Here is a 19,040-nt window from a genome sequence, read left to right as displayed (position 1 = left end):
CGCTCGCCGTCGCGCCAGATGCCGTCGGGTGGATCTCCGCCCGGGGGCCGCCGTTCCCGCCAAGCCGCGACCGTGCACCGGCATGGGCACACCGGTACGCCAGTCGCTGTCGTGGGCTAACCGCGCCGTCGGTTACCTCGACGTAACAACTCTGAGCTGTGCTCGACACAGTAATTTCTATGTGTTGATGTGTCTATACCTTCTGCCACGCCAACATGAACTTTTGTCGATACGGTGAAAAGTTACGACTTCGGTGATCGACCGGGCGCTCTCCGTACCACTGTGGACCGTCGCGCCGGCCATCCGGCTATCCGTGCCGTTGCACGGCCTCGGCCGCCAGGGTGGTGAGCACCGTGGCCGCCTCGGCGGAGACCGGCGCCTCGGCCAGCGCCGCCAGCGCGGCGTCGGTGCGTACCTTGATCATCTGCTCGATCCGGTCCAGCGCGCCGGTCGCGACGATGATCGACCGCAGCTCGGCCGCACCGTCCGGATCCAGCTCCGGGTTGCCGAAGAGCGCCTTCAACCGCTGCGCCTGGGCCCGGTCGGCACTTCCCCGGGCCAGCGCCATCATCACCGTCGGCTTGCCCTCGCGCAGGTCGTCCAGAATGGACTTACCGGTCAGCGCCGGGTCGCCGAAGACCCCGAGCACGTCGTCACGGAGCTGGAACGCGTCGCCCAGCGGGTCGCCGAACGCCGCCAGCGCGCCGAGCAGTTCCGGCGAGCCGGCCGCCAGCGCGGCACCGATCTGCAACGGCCGGGTCACCGTGTAGCGGGCCGCCTTCATCCGCACCACCGTCAACGCGCTCGCCACCGACCCGTCCCCCACCCCGGAGACCAGGTCGAGATACTGCCCCGCGATCACCTCGGTACGCATGGTCGCGAAGACGCCGTACCCCTGGTGCACCTCCTCCGGGGTCAGCCCCGACTCGTGGAAGAGCTGGTCCGCCCAGGCCGCGCAGAGGTCACCGCAGAGCAGGGCGGTGCTGCGCCCGTACGAGGCCGGATCGCCGCGCCAGGCGGATCGGGCGTGCAGGTCGGCAAAGAGCCGGTGCACCGAGGGCTCGCCCCGGCGCCGGTCGCTGCCGTCCATGATGTCGTCGTGGATCAGCGCGAAGGCGTGGAACAGCTCCAGCGCGGCGGCGGCGGCCACGATCGGGGTACCGTCCGCACCCCCGGCGGCCCGCCAGCCCCAGTAGCAGAAGAGCGGGCGCAGCCGCTTGCCGCCGGCCAGCACGAACCGGTGCAGGGTGGTGAAGACGCCCCGGGGCGCACCGTCCGGCCAGTCCGGGTCCTGGCGGTCGAGGAAGGCGACGAGCTGGGCATCGAAGCGCTTCCGAAGCTCGCCCAGATCCACCTCCGGCACGGTCGCCGTCATGGCCGCCCTCCCCCGGCAGCGGCGGCGGAATCCGCACCGCCAGCAACGGGAGCGGTGCCGGCGAGGCGGAGCAGCAGGCTCTTGACCTCGGTGGCCTGGTAGCGGTCCCGGGCCGCCGACCGGTCCGAGCAGATCAGCACCGGGGCGTCCGCCGGGTCGGCGGGCAGCCGGCCGTGCGAGCCGCGTACCGCCCGCGCGCCCGCGTCCAGCCCCACCACGCTCATCAGGTAGCGCATCCCGAGCTTCTTCCGGGCCAGCGCCACCGCCGCCCGGCGCTTCGCCGCGCCCGGCGCGGCCGGGTCGAAGAAGAGCTCCGCCGGGTCGTACCCGGGTTTGCGGTGGATCTCCACCAGCCGGGCGAAGTCAGGAGCCCGGGCGTCGTCCAGCCAGTAGTAGTAGCTGAACCAGGCGTCCGGCTCGGCGACCAGCACCAGCTCGCCGGCCCGCTCGTGGTCCAACCCGTGCGCGGCCTTGCCGGCGGCGTCCAGCACCTCGGCGACCCCGGGCAGCCCGGCGCAGAGCTTCGCCACCGCCGGCACGTCGGCCGGGTCCTTGACGTAGACGTGCGCGATCTGGTGGTCGGCGACCGCGAACGCCCGGGACGTCCACGGGTCGAGGTACTCCATCCCGTCCTGGGTGTAGACCCGGAGCAGCCCCTCGGTGCGGAGCAGCCGGTTCACGTCCACCGGCCGGCTCGCCTCGGTGATGCCGTACTCGGAGAGCACCACCACGGTGGCGTTCCGGGCGGCGGCCGCGTCCAGCAGCGGACCGAGTACCGAGTCGAGTTCGGCCGCGGCGGCCGCTGCCCGCGGGGACGACGGGCCGAAGCGTTGCAGGTCGTAGTCGAGATGCGGGACGTACACCAGGGTCAGGTCGGGATTCTTCTCGGCCATGATCTGCTCGGCCGCCCGGCAGATCCACTGCGACGACGGCAGCCCCGCCCCCGGCCCCCAGTACGTGAAGAGCGGAAACCCGCCCAGCTTTCCGGTCAGCTCGTCGTGCAGCTCCGGCGGGTCGGTATAGCAGTCCGGCTCCTTGCGCCCGTCGGCGTAGTAGATCGGCCGGGGCGTCACCGTCCAGTTCACGTCGGCGCCCATCGCGTACCACCAGCAGACGTTGGCCACGGTGTAGTCCGGGCGCTCCCGGCGGGCCGCCTGCCAGACCTTCTCCCCACCCATCAGCGCGTGGTGCTGGCGCCAGAGGAAGACCTCGCCCAGGTCGCGGAAATACCAGCCGTTGCCGACGATGCCGTGCTCGGCCGGCAGCGCCCCGGTGAGCAGCGTCGCCTGTGCCGAGCAGGTCACCGCCGGCAGCACGGTGCCGAGTTCGGCCTGGCAGCCGGCGTCGGCCAGGGCGCGCAGCCGGGGCATGTGGGCGAGCAGCCGGGGCGTCAGCCCGACCACGTCGACAACCACCAGTGGACTAGCCATCGTGCCTCCTCGGCGCGGATGCGGGGGTGGCCGGGGCCCCGAAGGTCCCGGTCACGTCACCGGAAACCTCGGTCAGCCCGAGCGCGACCAGTTCGTCGCGGGCGAAGGCCAGCTCGGCGGCGATCCCGCCGGCCAGCTCCGCGTCCGATCCCGGGCGCTGCGCGACCGGCAGCACCCCCCAGGTGTACGTCTCGACGTCCAGGTGGTCGCAGCCGGCGACCGGTCCGGCGAACAGCTCCCGCAGCGCGTCCCGGAGCACACCGACGGTGGACTCCAGCGGCGCGGCGGGTACGGCGTGCAGCGGTACGTGGTAGTGCACCCGCCAGGCGCCCGGCAGGTCGGCGTCCAGCGCCGCGTCCAGGTCGTCGGCGGCGTGCGCCGGGTCGGCCGGGTCGGCGGCCCGTCCGCAGGGTTCCGCCCGGGTCTGGTGCAGGAAGCGCGGTTCGACGTACCCGCGCAGCGTGCCGGCGGCCGCGACCGGGTCGGCGGCGGCCAGCGCGGCCGAGACCTGCACCTTCACCACCGGCAGCCCGGCGGCGCGCAGCCGGCCCAGCGCCTGCGCCGGATCCTCCCAGGCGCAGGCGAGGTGGGCCAGGTCGAGGCAGATGCCGAGCCGGTCGGTGTCCACCCGGGACAGTGCGGCGACCGCCTGGCCCGTCGACTCGACCACGCAGCCCGGCTCCGGCTCGAAGCCGACCCGCACCGCCCGGCCGGTACGCCAGGCGATCTGGGTCAGCCCGGCGGCCAACTCGTCCAGCACCCGGGCCGCCCGGTCGGCCTGCCGCTGCTCCCAGGGCTCCCGCCAGGCCAGCGGCAGGGTGGAGACCGAGCCCCGGACGGCGTCGTCGGGGAGCAGGTCGACCAGTACGGTGGCCAGGTTCAGGGTGTAGACCAGCCGTTCCCGGGTGGTCCAGTCCGGGTGGTAGACGGCCTGCTTCACCACCGGCGCGTGGAAGGACTGGTAGGGGAACCCGTTCAGGGTGACCACCTCCAGCCCGCGCGCCACCAGTTCGGCGCGGAGTTTCCGCCGGGTCTGCGGGTCGGCGGCCAGCCCGGCCGCAACCGGCGCGGCCAGCCACAAGCCCAATCCGAGTACGTCGGCGTCCAGCCGTTCCCGGATCGGCACCGCGTACGTGTCGAGCTGCCCCAGCACCCCGGCCAGGTCCTCGGCCGGATGCACGTTGGTGCAGTAGCTCAGGTGCACCAGTTGCCCGTCGGCGTGCCGCAGCCGCATCAGCTACCGCCCCGCAGGATCGAGTTCCCCTCGAAGGTGCCGGGTGCCCCGTCGGCCGGCCCGTCGGCGTCGGCCCGCTCGTCCGCGTCGAGTTCCAGCCGGCCGGACTGGCCGTAGAACTCCACCGGGTTGCGCCAGAGCACCCGGTCGACGTCGTCGTCGTCGAATCCGGCGGCCAGCATCGCCTCCCCGGTGGCCCGGGTCAGCAGCGGGTCCGACCGGCCCCAGTCGGCGGCCGAGTTGACCAGCATCCGCTCGGTGCCGTACCTGCGCAGCAGCTCGACCATCCGCGGCGGCGACATCTTGGTCTCCGGATAGATGGAGAAGCCGAGCCAGCAGCCGGTGTCCCGGACCAGCGGCACGGTCACCTCGTTGAGGTGGTCGATCACCACCCGGCCGGGGTCGAGCCCGGACTCGGCGACCACCGCCAGGCTGCGTTCGGTACCCCGGGCCTTGTCCCGGTGCGGGGTGTGCACCAGTGCCGGCAGTTCGTACTCGACCGCCAGGGCGAGCTGGGCGGCGAAGACCTCGTCCTCCTCCGGCGTCATCGAGTCGTAGCCGACCTCGCCGACCGCCACCACGCCGTCCTTGTCCAGATAGCGGGGCAGCAGGTCGAGCACCTCCCGGCAGCGCGGGTCGTTGGCCTCCTTCGGGTTCAGCGCGATGGTGGCGTGGTGCCGGATGCCGAACTGGCTGGCCCGGAACGGCTCCCAGCCGACGAGCGCGTCGAAGTAGTCGACGAAGGAGGCCGCGCTGGTCCGGGGCTGGCCGAGCCAGAACGCCGGCTCCACCAGGGCGCGTACCCCGGCGGCGGCCATCCGTTCGTAGTCGTCGGTGGTCCGCGAGGTCATGTGGATGTGCGGGTCGAATATCCTCATTGCGCCTCCTCCACGGCCGGCCCGGTCGGGGTCCCCGACCGGTCGAGCGCGCTCAGTCGATCCAGCAACGCGGTCGCGTCGGCCGGCATGTCCCGGCCGGCCGCCCGGCGCTCCTGCGCGAAACCGGCCAGCATGGCGGCCAGCTCGGCGTCGGCCCGCCGGTCGAGCCCGTGCACGGCGACCAGCGGGATCCCGGTGAAGACGCACTTGAGCACCGCCTGCCGCCAGGCGGCCTGGTCGAGCCGGTCCGCGTACCGGCCGAGGGCGGCGGCGACCAGCCGGGTGTCGTTGGTGCGGATCGCGTCGTGCAGCAGCGGGACCCCGGCGTCGCCGACCGGCAGCAGCGGCAGCGCCCGGAGCACCGCCCGCTTCTCGGCCGCGTCGCCGTACCGGTAGCGGGTCTCGACCTGACCGGGCAGCTCGGTCGGGGGCAGCGCGGCCAGCAGCAGTACCCGGGCCGCGTCGTCGGCGGTCCAGTCCGGCAGGTCGGGCAGGGGTGCCCGGCCACACCTGCGGCCGGCCGCCGCGAAGAGCCGGCCGATCGCGGCCGGTTCGGCCCCGACCCGGCGTAACGCCTCGGCCAGCCAGTCCCGGTCGGGCGGCCGCCCGTCGGGTACGGCCAGCAGCGCCGCCCGCAGTCGTTCCAGTTCCGGTTCCGGTTCCATCCGGTCCTCCCCAGTCTTTCCGGTGTGGATGGTGGTCGCGGTCCCCCCGGTGGTGGTACGTCGTCAATCCGCTGTGCCGGTCACCGCCCCCGCTCCGGCACGGCGCTGGTCCGCGCCACGCTGAGCCCGGCCTCGGCGGCGGCGGTACGGAGGAAGTCGATCGAGTGCGCCGCCACCGAGGGGGCCGCGTGCGAGTGCCGGGGCAGCTCGACGGCGACCAGCCCGGCGTAACCGGCCTCGGCCAGGGCACGCAGTACGGGCGGAAAGTCGATTTCGCCGGTGCCGAACTCCAGGTGCTCGTGCACGCCCCGGCGCATGTCGTCGATCTGCACGTTGACCAGGTGCGGCGCCACCGGTGCGACGCAGTCGGGCACCGGCAGCGGCTCCAGGCACCGGCAGTGTCCGATGTCGAGGGTGATGCCGAAGCCCGGCGGGGCACCCAGGGCGTCCCGCAGCCGCCACCAGTCGGCGATCTCGGCCACCAGCATGCCCGGCTCCGGCTCGAACCCGAGTGGCATCCCGGCGGCGTCGGCGACCTCGACCAGTTCGGCACAGCCGGCGACCAGCCGGTCCCAGGCGGTTGCCGGGTCGACGTCGGCAGGTCGTACCCCGGACCAGAAGGAGATTGCCTCGGCGCCCAGGTCGGCCCCGATCGCGACGGCCCGGCGGAGGAACTCGACCCGCAGCGCGTTGTCGTCGTGCAGCAGCGTCGGCGCGTGCTTGTGCCAGGGGTCCAGCAGGTAGCGTGCCCCGGTCTCGATCACCACCCCGAGGCCGTGCGCGGCGAGGCTCCGGCCGACGATCGCCACCCGGGCGACGAGGTCCGGGCCGAACGGGTCCAGGTGGTCGTGGTCGAGCGTCAGCGCCACGCCCTGGTAGCCGAGGTCGGCGATCACCCGCAGCGCGTCGTCCAGCCGGTGGTTGGCGAAGCCGTTGGTCCCGTACCCGAACCGCAGCCCCGGCAGGGCGGAGCCGGCAGCGGCGCCGCTCACGTCGGCGACACCAATCGGGCGAGCCGTCGCCCGGTAGCCCGGTGCGGCGGCATCTCCGGCGGCGCTCACGTCGGCGACACCAGTCGGGCGAGCCGTCGCCCGGTAGCCCGGTGCGGCGGCATCTCCGGCGGCGCTCATGTCGGCGACACCAGTCGGGCGAGCCGTCGCCCGATCGGGGCGGCGGCGGCCACCGCGACGCCGAGCAGCGCCGCGCCGGCCCGGGCGACCAGCGCGCCCTGTAGCGCGGGCAGGCCGGTGATGCCGGCGCCGACCGCGGCCCGGACCCGGGACGCCTGCGGGTCGGCCGCCACCCGGGCCTGCGCGGTGCCGTACTGGAGGCCGTACCAGCCGGCGAGGGCGGCCGGGACCAGGGTCTGCCAGCCGGGGCGGCGGGCCGGCTCGGCGGTGTCGCCGGCCCGGCGCCGGGCGACCGCCGCGGCGGCCACCGCGGCGGTACCGGCCAGGGTCGCCGCCGGCAGCGCCCGGGTCGCCCCGGAGACCTCCCGCCGGGAGAGTTCGGTGACCGTGTACGTGTGCGCGGCCACCGTCAGCGCGGCCGGCACCGCCCGGACCACCCGGCCCCCGCTGGCGCCGAGCAGCACGTCCAGCCCCCGGCAGGCGGCCATCACCGCCGGCCCGGCCGGAGTGTTCTTGGCCCGCAGGTCGTACGCCCAGACCGCGCCGGCCAGCGGCACCGCCACGGCCAGTGCCCGACGGCCGCCGGCCAGCCCGGCGAGCCCGATCCCGGCGGCGGTGAGCCCGGCCGAGACGCCGAGGGCGAGTCCCGGCGACACCCGTCCACTCGGGATCGGCCGCTCCGGCCGCTCCCGAGCGTCGAGTTCGCGGTCCGCCCAGTCGTTGGCGGCCATCCCGGCCCAGTAGAGCAGCACCGACGCCCCGGCCAGCCCCGGTACCCGACGGTCCAGCGCGTCGGCGGCGGCCGCCCCGGCCACCACGTCCCCGGGTACGGAGAGCGCGGCCGGCGCCCGGACCAGCTCGGCCAGGTCACGCAGTGACGGCATCCGCGCCTCCCGAGGTCGGCTCGGCGTCCAGCTCGCGGACGAAGGCACGCAGCGTGGCCCACTGTTCGGCGAGGGCGTGCGGCACCTCACCGAGCGGATCCTTGAAGAAGAACGCCAGCTCGGTCAGCGGGCCGGTCCGGCCGGCCCGGTGCGCGGCGGCGGTCAGCCGGGCCAGGTCCAGCACCAGCGGTGCGGCCAGCGAGGAGTCGCAGCCGTGCCAGGTGAACTCCATCCGCATCGGGGTGCCGAGGAAGCCGGAGAAGGTGACGAGGTCCCAGGCGGTCTTGAAGTCGCCGATGTCGTCGACGTACTCGATCCGGGTGTTGCCCTGCGGGACGTAGCCCAGGGTCTCGCCGAGTACCCGCTGCTTACTGGCGGACTTGGCCGCGTTCGCCGCCGGCTCGGCCAGGTTGGCGCCGTCGCCGCCGCCGAGCAGGTTGGTGCCGGACCAGCTCCGTACCCGCAGGTGCCGCATGGCGAACATCGGCGCGAGTACCGACTTCACCAGCGTCTCACCGGTCTTGCCGTCGTGCCCGGCGTACGGCAGGCCGGCCCGCTGCGCGAGTTCGGCCAGCGCGGGCAGCCGGGCGCCGGTGGACGGTGTGAAGTCCACATAGGAGCACGCGGCGGTGAAGGCGGCGTAGGCGTACGCGGAGCTGGCCGGCAGTGGGCTGCCCTCGGCGAGCGCGGCGTCCAGTTCGGCGAGCCCGGCGTACGCCGGGTGCGGGTCGGGGGCCGGCTCGGTGGAGGAGACGTTGACCACCACCACCCGGTCCAGCCGGTGCCGTTCGCGGAATCCGGTCAGGTCGGCGGCGATCGCCTCGACCACGGCCGCCTGTGGGCCACCGGTCGGCGCCGGGCGCAGTTCGGCCTCGACCGTGCCGAGTTCCTCGGCCAGCGCCGCCACCAGCCGGGCCGGCAGCACGCCCGCCTCGGCCAGCGCCTCGGCCTTCTTCACCAGCGGGGTGGTGGCGACGTCGTGCCCACCGAAGACCAGGTCGGCCAGGGCCGGCAGGGCGGGGGTACGCAGGGCCGGCAGCTCGGTCACGCAGCCCGTCGGCTCGGCGAGCCCGGCCCGCAGGGCCAACGCCCCGACCGTGCTGGTCACCGCGACCGAACCACGCCCGCCAACCAGCCAGACACCCGTACGCATCAGTGCTCCTCCCTCCGGTGCCGGCACGGCCGTGGGCCGACCGGGGGTGTACGACGAAACCGGGCCATATGCCGGATCGACCCGCCGAGTCCGCCTATCGGGACATCTTGCCTCTTAGCTGAGAAAAGCGCCCCGCCCGCCCGACCGTCCCGGTGGAACATCCCGTGCGGCAGCGCCGGAGTCGGCGGCAACGACACTGCTCGGGTCCGTGACCGTGCGGGCGGACGGGGCTTGGTAGGCAGGGCCGGTCGGCGTCGCGGTCCTGCCTCCCCCGATCCAGGGCGACCGGGCGGCGGGGGTTGCCGGCTCCGGTCGCGGTTCCCTGTGGAGTTGTGCGCCGCCGGCCGCTGAACCTTGGTCCCCCGGAACCCCCGCGGCGCTCACGCACCGCGTCGGACCTTGCGGTCCGCCGCACCGCGCGGGGAGGTGGTAAAGGTTCACTGTGGAGGGCCGGGGCGAAGTCGTCGGGCGATCCGGTCCGGGTCGGGTGCCCCGGGCCTGGTCGCGGGTTTCGGGTCCGGTCCGGGACGTCGGACCGGGTGGTACCACCGGTTGGGGGTCAGCCGGTGCGGTTCCGGCGTCCGGTGCGGCCGGGGAATCCCGGTCCGGCCGCACCGGACGGCCGTGTCACCTGTCGCACGACCCGGCCGGAGCGGGGCTCCGCCGTGCGCGTGCGCACTCCTTCCGGATCGACCTCCATCCGGTCGCGGGGCGCAACCGCGACCGGACCCTCGCCGGCCGTTCCGGAAAGCTTCTCGGGTCGGATTCGCCGGCCCGAGCCCGGGCCGGGCCACCCGACGGGTGGACAACTACCTCCGGCGGTGCCGGCTGCGCGCCGCGGCGGCGGGCGGCCGGGGTACGCCGGTGTGCACGGGTTACGCGGTGACCGGGGCGGGCACCGGCTCCACCTCGGTCCAGGACGAGCCCAGCCCCGCCGAGCGCGCCACCGCGTCCAGCACGAGCTGGACCTGGAGCGCGTCGGTGAACGACGGAGTCGGGTCCGATCCGGTGGCGATCGCCGCGAGGAAGTCCCGCAGCTCGTGCGTGAACGAGTGCTCGTACCCGATGATGTGTCCCGGCGGCCACCACGCCGCCATGTACGGGTGGTCGCCCTCGGTCACCAGGATCCGCCGGAAGCCCTGCTCGGCGCCGGGCTCGGAGGCGTCGTAGAACTCCAGCTCGTTCAGGCGCTCGAGGTCGAACGCCACCGAGCCGAGCGAGCCGTTGATCTCGACCCGCAGCCCGTTGCGCCGGCCGGTGGCGAACCGGGTCGCCTCGTAGGTGGCGAGTCCGCCGCCGTCGAGCCGGGCCACGAAGATCGCGGCGTCGTCGACGGTGACCTGGCCCATGGCGGCCCCGGCACCGTCGGCCGAGGCCGCCAGCCCGCTCGACTCGGCCGGCAGCGGCCGCTCCTTGACGAAGGTTTCGGTGATCGCGCTGACCCCGGTGATCCGTTGACCGGTGACGAACTGGGTCAGGTCGATGATGTGCGCCCCGATGTCGCCGAGCGCACCGGACCCGGCCTTGTCCTTCTGCAGCCGCCAGACCAGCGGGAACTGCGGGTCGGTGATCCAGTCCTGCAGGTAGACCGCGCGGACGTGCCGGATCACGCCGAGCCGGCCGGAGGCGACCAGCTCCCGCATCAGGCTGACCGCGGGAACCCGGCGGTAGTTGAACCCGCACATGGCCCGTACGCCCACCGTCTGGGCCTTGGCCGCCGCGGCGACCATGGCCCGAGCCTCCTCGACCGTGTTGGCCAGCGGCTTTTCGCACAGTACGTGCTTGCCCGCCTCCAGGGCCGCGATGGTGATCTCGGCGTGGCTGTCGCCGGGCGTACAGACGTCGACGATGTCGATGTCGTCCCGGGCGATCAGTTCGCGCCAGTCGGTGGTGTGGCCCTCCCAGCCGAGCCGGCCGGCCGCGTCGGCGACCTTGGACTCGTCCCGGCCGCAGATCAGGGCCATCCGGGCACGTACCGGCAGGTCGAAGACGCGGTTCACGGTCCGCCACGCCTGCGAGTGCGCGGCGCCCATGAACGCGTAGCCGACCATGCCGACCCGCAGTTCTTTCTCATTCGTGGACAAGGTGGGTCTCCCCCCGGTGTGTCAGAACCCGAGCTTGCCGTACTGGCTCGCGTTCTCTTTCGTGATCGTCTCGGAGGCCAGAGTGATCTCCTTCGGCACCTGCAGCTCGACCAGGTCGGACATGCCCTTGCCCTGGCCGATGAGCCGGGCCAGCGAGATCGCCGACGAGGCCATCGACGGGCTGTAGGTGACGGTGGCCTTCAGGACGCTGTTGTCGGCCGCGATCGCGTCGATGGCGGCCTTGGAGCCGGCGCCGCCGACCATGATGAACTCGGAGCGGTTGGCCTGCTTGATCGCGGCCAGTACCCCGATGCCCTGGTCGTCGTCGTGGTTCCACAGCGCGTCCATCTTGGGCAACGCCTGGAGGAGCTGCGAGGCTTCGCTCTGGCCGGTGTCGGCGGTGAACCGGGCGGCGCGCCGGTTGGCGACCTTGAAGCCGTAGACGGCCAGTTCGGCGGCGAAGCCGGCGGACCGCTCTTTGGTCAGCTCCAGCTCGTCCATGCCGGCGATCTCGCCGATGATCGGGTTGGCGATCCCCTTGGCCTTCATCTGCTCGCCGATGTAGCGGCCCGCCGCCACGCCCATGCCGTAGTTGTCGCCCTTGATCTGGAGCCGGTACGCCAGCGCGTCCGGGAACGCCCGGTCCAGGTTGATCACCGGGATGCCGGCCTTCATCGCCTCCAGCCCGGACGCGTTCAGCTCCTTGCCGTCGTGCGGCAGCATGACGATCACGTTCGGCTTCTGCGAGATCAGTGTGGAGAGCGCGGCCCGCTGGGCGGCGGCGTCCGCACCGGCGGCCACCGTCTTGAACTCCACGTCCGAGAAGACCTTCGCCTGCGCCTCGGCGTTCTTGGTGATGGCGGCGAGCCAGCCGTGGTCGGCGGCCGGGGCGGAGAAGCCGATCACGACCTTCTGACCGGGGGCGCTGTTCGGGTTGGCCGAGCTGTCCGCCCCCTTGACCTGCTCGCCTCCGCCGTCACCGGAGCCGGTGTCATTGCTGGTGCAGGCGGTGAGCAGGGCGCCGGCGCCCACCGCCGCCCCGCCGAGCAGCAGCCGGCGGCGGGACAGGTCGCGCACCGGCCGGAGCGGATCGTGCTGGGTCATGACGACCTCCTGGTTATTTCGACTTCGGGTGGGGTGGGGTGGGTGGGGCCCACCGGCCGGTGGCCGGGTCGGCCACCGGCGGCGGGTGCCACCGGGGGATTGCTGCGGTGCGTCAGTTCGTCGAGCTGAGCTTGTTTCGGGCGAGGAGCTGGGTGACCGACTTGAACCGGAACTGCTGGACCAGCACGGCGGCGACGATGATGCCGCCCTTGACCATGTTCTGCGCCTCGGTGGAGAGGCCGTTGATCGCGAACAGGTTGGTGATGGTGGCAAAGATGATCACGCCGAGCAGGGAGCCGACGATGGTGCCCCGGCCGCCGCTGAGCAGCGTGCCACCGATGATCGCCGCGGCGATCGCGTCGAGTTCGTAGAGGTTCGCCATCGCCGCCTGCGCGGAGTTGGCCTGCGCGGTGAGCATGATCGCGGCGATTCCGCAGCAGAGGCCGGAGAGCGCGTAGAGCAGCATGCTGTGCCGGCGTACGTTGATGCCGGCCAGCCGGGCCGCCTCCGGGTTGCCGCCGACCGCGACGGTACGCCGGCCGAAGGTGGTGCGGTTGAGCAGTACCCAGCCGGCCGCCACCACCGCGGCGAGGATGAAGACCAGCACCGGGATGCCCAGGAAGTCGGTACTCGCGATGCCGTTGATGGTCGCGTTGTTGGAGACCTGGGTCTGCTTGTCGGAGATCTCGGCGGCGAGACCCCGGGCGGCGACCAGCATGGCCAGGGTGGCGATGAACGGCACCAGCCGGCCGTACGAGATCAGGAAGCCGTTGACCAGCCCGACGCAGACCGCCACCACGATCGCGGTGAAGATCATCCCCCCGGCGCCGTAGCTCTGGGTCGCCACCGTGGTGCTCCAGACCCCGGCCAGCGCCACGATCGCGCCGACCGAGAGGTCGATACCACCGCCGATGATCACGAAGGTCATGCCCACCGTCACCACGCCGACCACCGAGGCCAGGGTGAGGATGGAGAAGATGTTCGCCCGCACCCAGGACGGGTCGCCGTACAGGTCGGGGCGGGTGACGATGCCGATGATGATCAGCACCACCAGTACCCCGACCAGGCCCAGGTTGCGCCGGAACGTCTCAGCCGCGTCGCCGCTCCACCGGCCGTTTCCGTTCGCGGGCGCACCGGCACCCTTGGGCGCCGGCGCTCCGGCCGGCGCCGGCGACACCGGCGACGGCCGGTCGACGGGCGGCGCCGCCCCCGCCGGCGCGGCGGTCTCGGTACGTTCGGTCACGCTGGCGCCCCCTCCATCAGCGACCCCGCCATCACGAGGTCGAGCACGGTGTCTTCGTCGAGTTCTCCGGCCGGGGCCTCGTGCACCACCCGGCCCTCCCGCATCACCAGGACGCGGTCGGCCAGGCCGAGCACCTCCGGCACCTCGCTGGAGACCAGCAGTACGCCCACTCCCCGGGCGGCCAGCGCCCGGATCACCTGGTACAGCTCGGCCCGGGCGCCGACGTCGACGCCCCGGGTCGGCTCGTCCAGCAGCAGCAGTTTCGTGTCGCCGAGCAGCCAGCGGCCGACCACGACCTTCTGCTGGTTGCCGCCGGAGAGCGTCCGGACCGGTCGCCGGACGTCCCGGGGCCGCAGCTCCAGCCGGTCGGCGACCTCGTTCGCCTCGGCCCGCTCCCGCCGCGCGTCGGTGAAGCCCAGCCGGGACCACCGGGTGAAGGTGGCCAGCGTGACGTTGCGGTAGATCGGCTCGCCGAGCAGCAGCGCCTGGCTCTTGCGCTCCTCCGGGGCCATCCCCATCCCGGCCCGGACGGCGGCGCCGACACTGCCCGGCCGGACCGGCCGACCGGCCATCGAGACCGTGCCGGAGGTGGCCCGGCGGGCCCCGAAGATGGTCTCCAGCAGCTCGGAGCGGCCGGAGCCGACCAGACCGGCGATGCCGACGATCTCACCGGCCCGGACGGTCAGCGACACGTCGGCGAACTCCCCCTCCCGGGCGAGCTGCCGCACCTGGAGCAGTTCCTCAGCGGCCGGCGCGGCGGCCGGGCGGTCCGGGAAGACGTACTCGATGGTCCGGCCGGTCATCCGGCTGACCAGGTCGCGGGTCGGGGTGGACCGGGCCGGCAGGTTCGCCGCGGTGGTCCGGCCGTCCTTGAGTACGGTGACCCGGTCGCCGATCTCGCGGATCTCCTCCAGCCGGTGCGAGATGTAGATGACCGCGATCCCCTGCGCGGTCAGCTCCCGGATGATCCGGAACAGGTTGCCGACCTCGTCGTGCGCCAGTACCGCGCTCGGCTCGTCCATGATGATCAGTCGTGCCTCGTGCGAGAGTGCCCGGGCCATGCTGACGATCTGCTTGCCGGCGGACGGCAGCGAGCGGACCATCCGGCGGGGCGGGATCTCCGGGTGCCCGAGCCGGGCCAGGATCTCCCGGGTCTGCCGGGCCATGTAGCCGCGCCGGACGAAGCCGAGCTGGCGGGGCTCGTGCCCGAGAAAGGCGTTCTCGGCCACCGACAGGTCCTCGACCAGGTCGAGTTCCTGGTAGATGGTGGCGATGCCGGCCTTCATCGCGGCCTGCGGGTTGCCGAACGAGACCGGCTCGCCGAGCCACTCCACCTGCCCGGAGTCGGGCTGGTGCGCGCCGGAGAGCACCTTGATCAGCGTCGACTTGCCGGCGCCGTTCTGGCCGAGCAGGCAGTGCACCTCGCCGGCCCGTACCTCCAGTTGCACCCCGTCCAGGGCGCGTACCCCGGGGAAGGTCTTCACCACGTCGGTGAGCCGGAGGACGACCTCGCCGGGCACCGTGTCGGCGGGCGGGGTCACCAACGGCGGCGGATCGCCGACCGGGCCGGTCCCGTTCGGGCTCTCCACACTGGCCGGGGCGGTCTCGTCGGCGCCGGTCCGCTCGTCACGGCCGGACCGCTCGTCGTGTTCGGTCATGACGCCTCCTCGGTGCGCTCGTCGCCGTCCCGACCCGGCCGACCGGGCCGGTCGAGGCTTCCGCTCCGTCCGGTCATGACGCCTCCGCGAACGCGACGTCGGTGGCGAGCACGGCGGCGCCGGTGACGCCGGCCCGGGGACCGAGTTCGGAGAGCACCACCGGCAGGTTGCCGGTGGCCAGCGGCAGCGAGCGCCGGTAGACCACGCTGCGGATCTCCGCCAGCAGGATGTGGCCGAGCTGGGCCAGCCCGCCGCCGATGACGATCATCGACGGGTTGGCGAAGCTGACCAGGCCGGCCAGTACCCCACCGACCCGCCGGCCACCGTCGCGGATCAGCCGGATGCAGGTCACGTCCCCCTCGATGGCGCCCTCGGCGACGTCGAGCGCGGTGACCGTACCGGTGGCGGCGAGCCGCTCGGCCAACGCCGGTGACGCGCCGCTGCGGGCCGCCACGGTGGCCTCCTTGGCCAGCGCGGCGCCGCTGAACAGCGCCTCCAGGCAGCCGACGTTGCCGCACGAGCACATCGGCCCGTGCGAGTCGACCTGGATGTGCCCGATGTCGCCGGCGCAGCCGTCGGTGCCCCGGTAGACCTCGCCGGAGAGGTAGATGCCGCAGCCGATGCCGGTGCCGATCTTGACGAACAGGAAGTCGTCGACCGAGTGCGCCACCCCGCCGTGTCGCTCACCGATCGCCATGATGTTGACGTCGTTGTCCACCACCGCCGGGCAGCCGTGCTCGCGGGTCAGCAACTCACGGACGGGGAAGCGGTCCCAGCCGGGCATGATCGGCGGCGAGACCGGCACGCCGTCCCGGAAGCTCACCGGCCCCGGTACGCCGATGCCGACGGCGTGCAGCCGCTCGTACGCCCCGTCGACCTTCGCCTTGTGCAGCAGTTCGTGCACCCGTTGCAGTATCACCTTGGGGCCGGAGCGGATGTCGGTGGTCTCGGCGTACGCGGCGACGGGTTCGAGCCGGCCGTTGACCACCTCGACGTCGATCGAGCTGGCGCCCAGGTCGACGGCGGCGAACCGCAGGTCGGGGCTGAGTTCGACCAGCGTGGAGCGGCGCCCGCCCCGGGAGGCGGCGAGTCCGGCCTCCGCCACGTAACCGAGGCCGACCAGCCGCTCCAGCTCGGCGAGCAGGCGCGGCCGAGGAATCTGCAACCGGTCCGCCAGCTCGGCCCGGGACACCGCACCCTCGTCGCGCAACAGCCTCAGCAGCCGCAAATGCAGCGCTTCCGGGGTGCGCACAGGGACTCACCTCCGTCAGGCATCCGTTCACGTCGACGCAACGCCAGCGCGTTGTGTTCGACACAGTAAGAGCCTTCCGGAGCGGATGTCTAGAGCTTCATCCAAGATGACGCTAACTTTTGTCCTAGTGGACGAAAGTTAGTTGTTGATCAAGGAAAGGGCGGAGGCGGTCCCGGGCCCTCAGTCGTGATCCCGTTTCCTGAGCTTGCGGTCGTCGCGGAGCGAGACGTACGGCTCCCGGTCCGCCGGGGCACCCATCCGGATCGTCCGCTCCCGCTCCAGTTCCGCGCTCAACTCGGCGCCGAGCAGGATGGCGACGTTGGAGAGCCAGAGCCAGACGAGGAAGACGATCACCCCGGCCAGCGAGCCGTACGTCCGGTTGTACGAGGCGAAGAAGCTGACGTAGAGCGCGAAGCCGGCCGAGACGACGGCCCAGACCAGCACGGCGAAGACGCCACCAGGACTGATCCACCGGAACCGCTGGCGCGCGTTCGGCGCCGCCCAGTAGAGCACCGCGAAGATCAGGCTGACCAGCAGCACCAGTACCGGCCACTTCCCGATGTCCCACGCCGTCACTCCGGCCTCGCCGACCCCCAGCCGCCGGCCGACCTGGCCGGAGAGCCGCCCACTGAACACCAGGAGCACCAGGCTGATCAACACCAGCAGCCCGATCAGGGCGGTCAGGCCGATCCGGAGCAGCAGCGTCCGGGCGAGCGGTCGCCCCTCCGGCACGTCGTAGATCGCGTTGGCGGCCCGGCTGAAGGCGCCGATGTAGCCGGAGGCCGTCCAGAACGCGCCGAGGATGCCGAGCACCGCGACCAGGCTCGCCGTCCCGGTGCTGCCCTGGACCTGGGTGATCCCGGTGAGCAGGATGTCCCGCGCGGACGGCGCGGGCACGACGTCCCGGATCACGTTCTGCACCCCGCGCACCGCCGCGTCGCCGAGCAGCCCCAGCACCGCCACCAGCACCAGCAGGGCCGGGAAGAGCGACAACACCCCGTAGTAGGTCAGCGCCGCCGCCCAGTCCGTGACGTTGTCCGCCTGCGCCTCCCGCAGGGTCCGGCGCAGCACCCCGACCCAGGCGCTGCGGGGCAGTCGAGCCGGCGACGTGGACATCTGTTCGCCAGTCATGCCGCCCTCCTCGCCACGGCGCCGCCGGGCGACGCGTCCAACCGGCGCTACCGGCTAACTACTTAAAGTAGTCATCCGAGGCGGCCGCGTCGGTGCAACGGCCAGGGCCGGACCGGCGAACCTGTCCAGGCACGTCCGGCCTCACTTGCAGAGCAGCCGGCCCATCCGACGGCCGGCGACGACCAGGCCGAGCGCGGTCAGCGCGAGCAGGTAGACGACGTCGAGGAGTTCGCCCCATCCGCCGCCCTCCACGGTGATGCCCCGGACCAGGTGCACCGCGCGGTAGAGCGGCGTCACCTCGACCACCCAGCGCAGCACCGCCGGGTACGCCTCGGCCGGCACGAACGTCCCGGAGAAGAGGAAGAGGGCGAACTGGGCCGAGCCCATCAGGTCGAAGTCCTGCCAACTGCGCATGAAGGTGGAAAGCGCCATGCCCAGCGCGCCGAACGCGAAGCCGACCAGTACGGCGGCCGGAAAGGCGATCAGCGCGCGTATCCCGCTGGTCAGGTCCAGCCCCACCATCACGGCCAGGAACGCCGCCGAGTAGAGACTGCCCCGCAGCATCGCCCAGCCCAGCTCGCCGAGGGCGATCTCGAACGGCTGCACCGGGGTGGCGAGGATCCCGTCGTACAGCTTCATGTACTTCATCTTGCCGAAGAAATTGAACGTCGTTTCGGCCAGCGCCCCGCTCATCGCCGAGGCGGCCAGCATCGCCGGCGCGACGAAGGCCGCGTACGACACCACGGTGCCGGCGGGCAACGTCAGGTCGCCGACCAGCTCCCCCACCCCGACGCCGATGGAGAGCAGATAGAGCAACGGCTCGAAGAAGCCCGAGATCAGCACCACCCAGTACGCGGACTTCAACGCCGCGACGTTGCGCTCGGCCACCGAGGCCGCGCGGCGGGGTGCGCCCTCGAAACTGATCAGCCGAGGCAGGACGATGCTGACCACGGAAGCCTCTCTCTTCTGGTCGGATCGGGCGGGAACGCGGGGCCGGCCACCGGCGCGGCTCAGACCACCAGTCGGCGGCGGAACGCCGAGTGCGCCAGCCACCAGCCGACGGCGGCCCAGGCGGCGAGGTAGAGCAGGTGACCGGGGACCGACCAGGCCGGCGCGACGCCGAGGGTGGCGGCCCGGCACAGGTCCACGCCGTGCCAGAGCGGTGACGCGTACGCCAGCCAGCGCAGCACCATTGGCAGCGACTCGACCGGGAAGAACACTCCGGCGAAGAGGGTCATCGGGATCACCGCGAACCGGAACAGCAGCGCCAGATAGCTGTCGCTGCGCACCGAGGAGCTGTAGGCGAAGACCGGCGCGGCCACCGCCGCCCCGATCAGCGCCACCAGCGGCAGCGTGGCCAGCGCCCACGGTGAGTGCAGCGCGCCGAACGCCGCCGCCACGAGCAGGAAGGCGAGGCTGCTGGTGAGCACCCGGAACAGTACGAAGCCGAGCTGCCCGCCGAGGATGTCGGCGACCCGCAGCGGCGTCGCCGCCTGCGCGAAGTAGATCTTGATCCACTCGAAGTTGCCGAGCACCGGCCAGGTCGACTCGCCGATCGCGACCTGGAGCGCCGTCGAGGCGATCAACCCCGGCACGAGGAAGTCCAGGTATGGCACCCCGGCCACCGGTGCGTCGACGTACGCACCGACGCCCACCCCGAAGCCGACCATGGTGAGCAGCGGCAGCAGGAACGACGAGAAGACGCCGGCCCGCCAGGTGCGGCGGTAGGCGACGAGGTTGTATTCGAGCACGGCCAGTGCGGGGAACCGCCCGACCAGTCCGGACCGCGGGTGGGTGGCCGCCGTGCCTTCCAGAAGCG

The 19,040-nt window shown here is 72.8% G+C and carries 16 protein-coding genes; all 16 read right to left on the bottom strand.

The features are described from left to right. Nucleotides 1–307: 307 nt before the first annotated feature. The 16 genes from ACQEVC_RS18085 to ACQEVC_RS18010 all read right to left on the bottom strand — a co-directional run bounded on the left by ACQEVC_RS18085 (nucleotide 308) and on the right by ACQEVC_RS18010 (nucleotide 19,035). Nucleotides 308–1,375, bottom strand: a complete 1,068-nt coding sequence (locus ACQEVC_RS18085; RefSeq protein ID WP_318398661.1) for a polyprenyl synthetase family protein — start codon at nucleotides 1,373–1,375, stop codon at nucleotides 308–310. Beyond that, entirely contained in the window at nucleotides 1,372–2,805 is a 1,434-nt protein-coding gene (locus ACQEVC_RS18080; RefSeq protein WP_432878816.1) for an alkaline phosphatase family protein, read from the bottom strand. The genes ACQEVC_RS18085 and ACQEVC_RS18080 overlap by 4 nt, the downstream gene beginning before the upstream one ends. Beyond that, nucleotides 2,798–4,039, bottom strand: a complete 1,242-nt coding sequence (eboE, locus tag ACQEVC_RS18075; protein ID WP_432878813.1) for a metabolite traffic protein EboE — start codon at nucleotides 4,037–4,039, stop codon at nucleotides 2,798–2,800. The genes ACQEVC_RS18080 and eboE overlap by 8 nt, the downstream gene beginning before the upstream one ends. After that, entirely contained in the window at nucleotides 4,039–4,917 is an 879-nt protein-coding gene (locus ACQEVC_RS18070) for a TatD family hydrolase (RefSeq protein WP_432878811.1), read from the bottom strand. Before ACQEVC_RS18070 ends, eboE begins: the two co-directional genes overlap by 1 nt. Beyond that, complete coding sequence (locus ACQEVC_RS18065; protein WP_432878808.1) at nucleotides 4,914–5,582, bottom strand: EboA domain-containing protein; 669 nt, start codon at nucleotides 5,580–5,582, stop codon at nucleotides 4,914–4,916. Before ACQEVC_RS18065 ends, ACQEVC_RS18070 begins: the two co-directional genes overlap by 4 nt. A gap of 80 nt (nucleotides 5,583–5,662) precedes the next feature. After that, nucleotides 5,663–6,712 (bottom strand): sugar phosphate isomerase/epimerase family protein, encoded by a 1,050-nt coding sequence (locus tag ACQEVC_RS18060; protein ID WP_432878805.1) that lies wholly within the window; start codon nucleotides 6,710–6,712, stop codon nucleotides 5,663–5,665. Beyond that, the gene (locus ACQEVC_RS18055; protein WP_432878803.1) at nucleotides 6,709–7,596 is read right to left on the bottom strand and encodes an SCO3242 family prenyltransferase; all 888 of its coding nucleotides are present in this window, start codon (nucleotides 7,594–7,596) and stop codon (nucleotides 6,709–6,711) included. Before ACQEVC_RS18055 ends, ACQEVC_RS18060 begins: the two co-directional genes overlap by 4 nt. Next, nucleotides 7,580–8,749 carry an inositol-3-phosphate synthase gene (locus tag ACQEVC_RS18050; RefSeq protein WP_432878800.1) on the bottom strand — a complete coding sequence of 390 codons (1,170 nt, stop codon included), beginning with the start codon at nucleotides 8,747–8,749 and terminating at the stop codon, nucleotides 7,580–7,582. Before ACQEVC_RS18050 ends, ACQEVC_RS18055 begins: the two co-directional genes overlap by 17 nt. Nucleotides 8,750–9,624: 875 nt before the next feature. Further along, nucleotides 9,625–10,800, bottom strand: a complete 1,176-nt coding sequence (locus ACQEVC_RS18045) for a Gfo/Idh/MocA family protein (protein WP_432891496.1) — start codon at nucleotides 10,798–10,800, stop codon at nucleotides 9,625–9,627. A gap of 54 nt (nucleotides 10,801–10,854) precedes the next feature. Next, a complete protein-coding gene (locus tag ACQEVC_RS18040) occupies nucleotides 10,855–11,937 on the bottom strand; it encodes a substrate-binding domain-containing protein (protein WP_432878798.1) in 1,083 nt (360 codons plus the stop codon). A 112-nt stretch (nucleotides 11,938–12,049) separates the two neighbouring features. Beyond that, nucleotides 12,050–13,180, bottom strand: coding sequence for an ABC transporter permease (locus ACQEVC_RS18035; protein WP_432878795.1), 1,131 nt, complete (start codon nucleotides 13,178–13,180; stop codon nucleotides 12,050–12,052). Then, the gene (locus ACQEVC_RS18030; protein ID WP_432878793.1) at nucleotides 13,177–14,838 is read right to left on the bottom strand and encodes a sugar ABC transporter ATP-binding protein; all 1,662 of its coding nucleotides are present in this window, start codon (nucleotides 14,836–14,838) and stop codon (nucleotides 13,177–13,179) included. Before ACQEVC_RS18030 ends, ACQEVC_RS18035 begins: the two co-directional genes overlap by 4 nt. Before the next feature lie 73 nt (nucleotides 14,839–14,911). Next, nucleotides 14,912–16,090: an ROK family transcriptional regulator gene (locus ACQEVC_RS18025; protein ID WP_432878790.1), complete on the bottom strand. Its 1,179-nt coding sequence runs from the start codon at nucleotides 16,088–16,090 to the stop codon at nucleotides 14,912–14,914. 180 nt (nucleotides 16,091–16,270) lie between these two features. Continuing rightward, the gene (locus ACQEVC_RS18020; protein WP_432878788.1) at nucleotides 16,271–17,221 is read right to left on the bottom strand and encodes a YihY/virulence factor BrkB family protein; all 951 of its coding nucleotides are present in this window, start codon (nucleotides 17,219–17,221) and stop codon (nucleotides 16,271–16,273) included. A gap of 141 nt (nucleotides 17,222–17,362) precedes the next feature. Next, the gene (locus ACQEVC_RS18015) at nucleotides 17,363–18,172 is read right to left on the bottom strand and encodes an ABC transporter permease (RefSeq protein ID WP_432878785.1); all 810 of its coding nucleotides are present in this window, start codon (nucleotides 18,170–18,172) and stop codon (nucleotides 17,363–17,365) included. 59 nt (nucleotides 18,173–18,231) lie between these two features. Next, complete coding sequence (locus ACQEVC_RS18010; protein ID WP_432891493.1) at nucleotides 18,232–19,035, bottom strand: ABC transporter permease; 804 nt, start codon at nucleotides 19,033–19,035, stop codon at nucleotides 18,232–18,234. Between the last annotated feature and the right edge of the window lie 5 nt (nucleotides 19,036–19,040).

The organism is Plantactinospora sp. CA-294935 (genome assembly GCF_050936445.1).
GTDB lineage: Bacteria > Actinomycetota > Actinomycetes > Mycobacteriales > Micromonosporaceae > Plantactinospora.
Note: the sequence above shows the minus strand (reverse complement) of the source record. Positions and strands in the feature narration are given on the sequence as shown.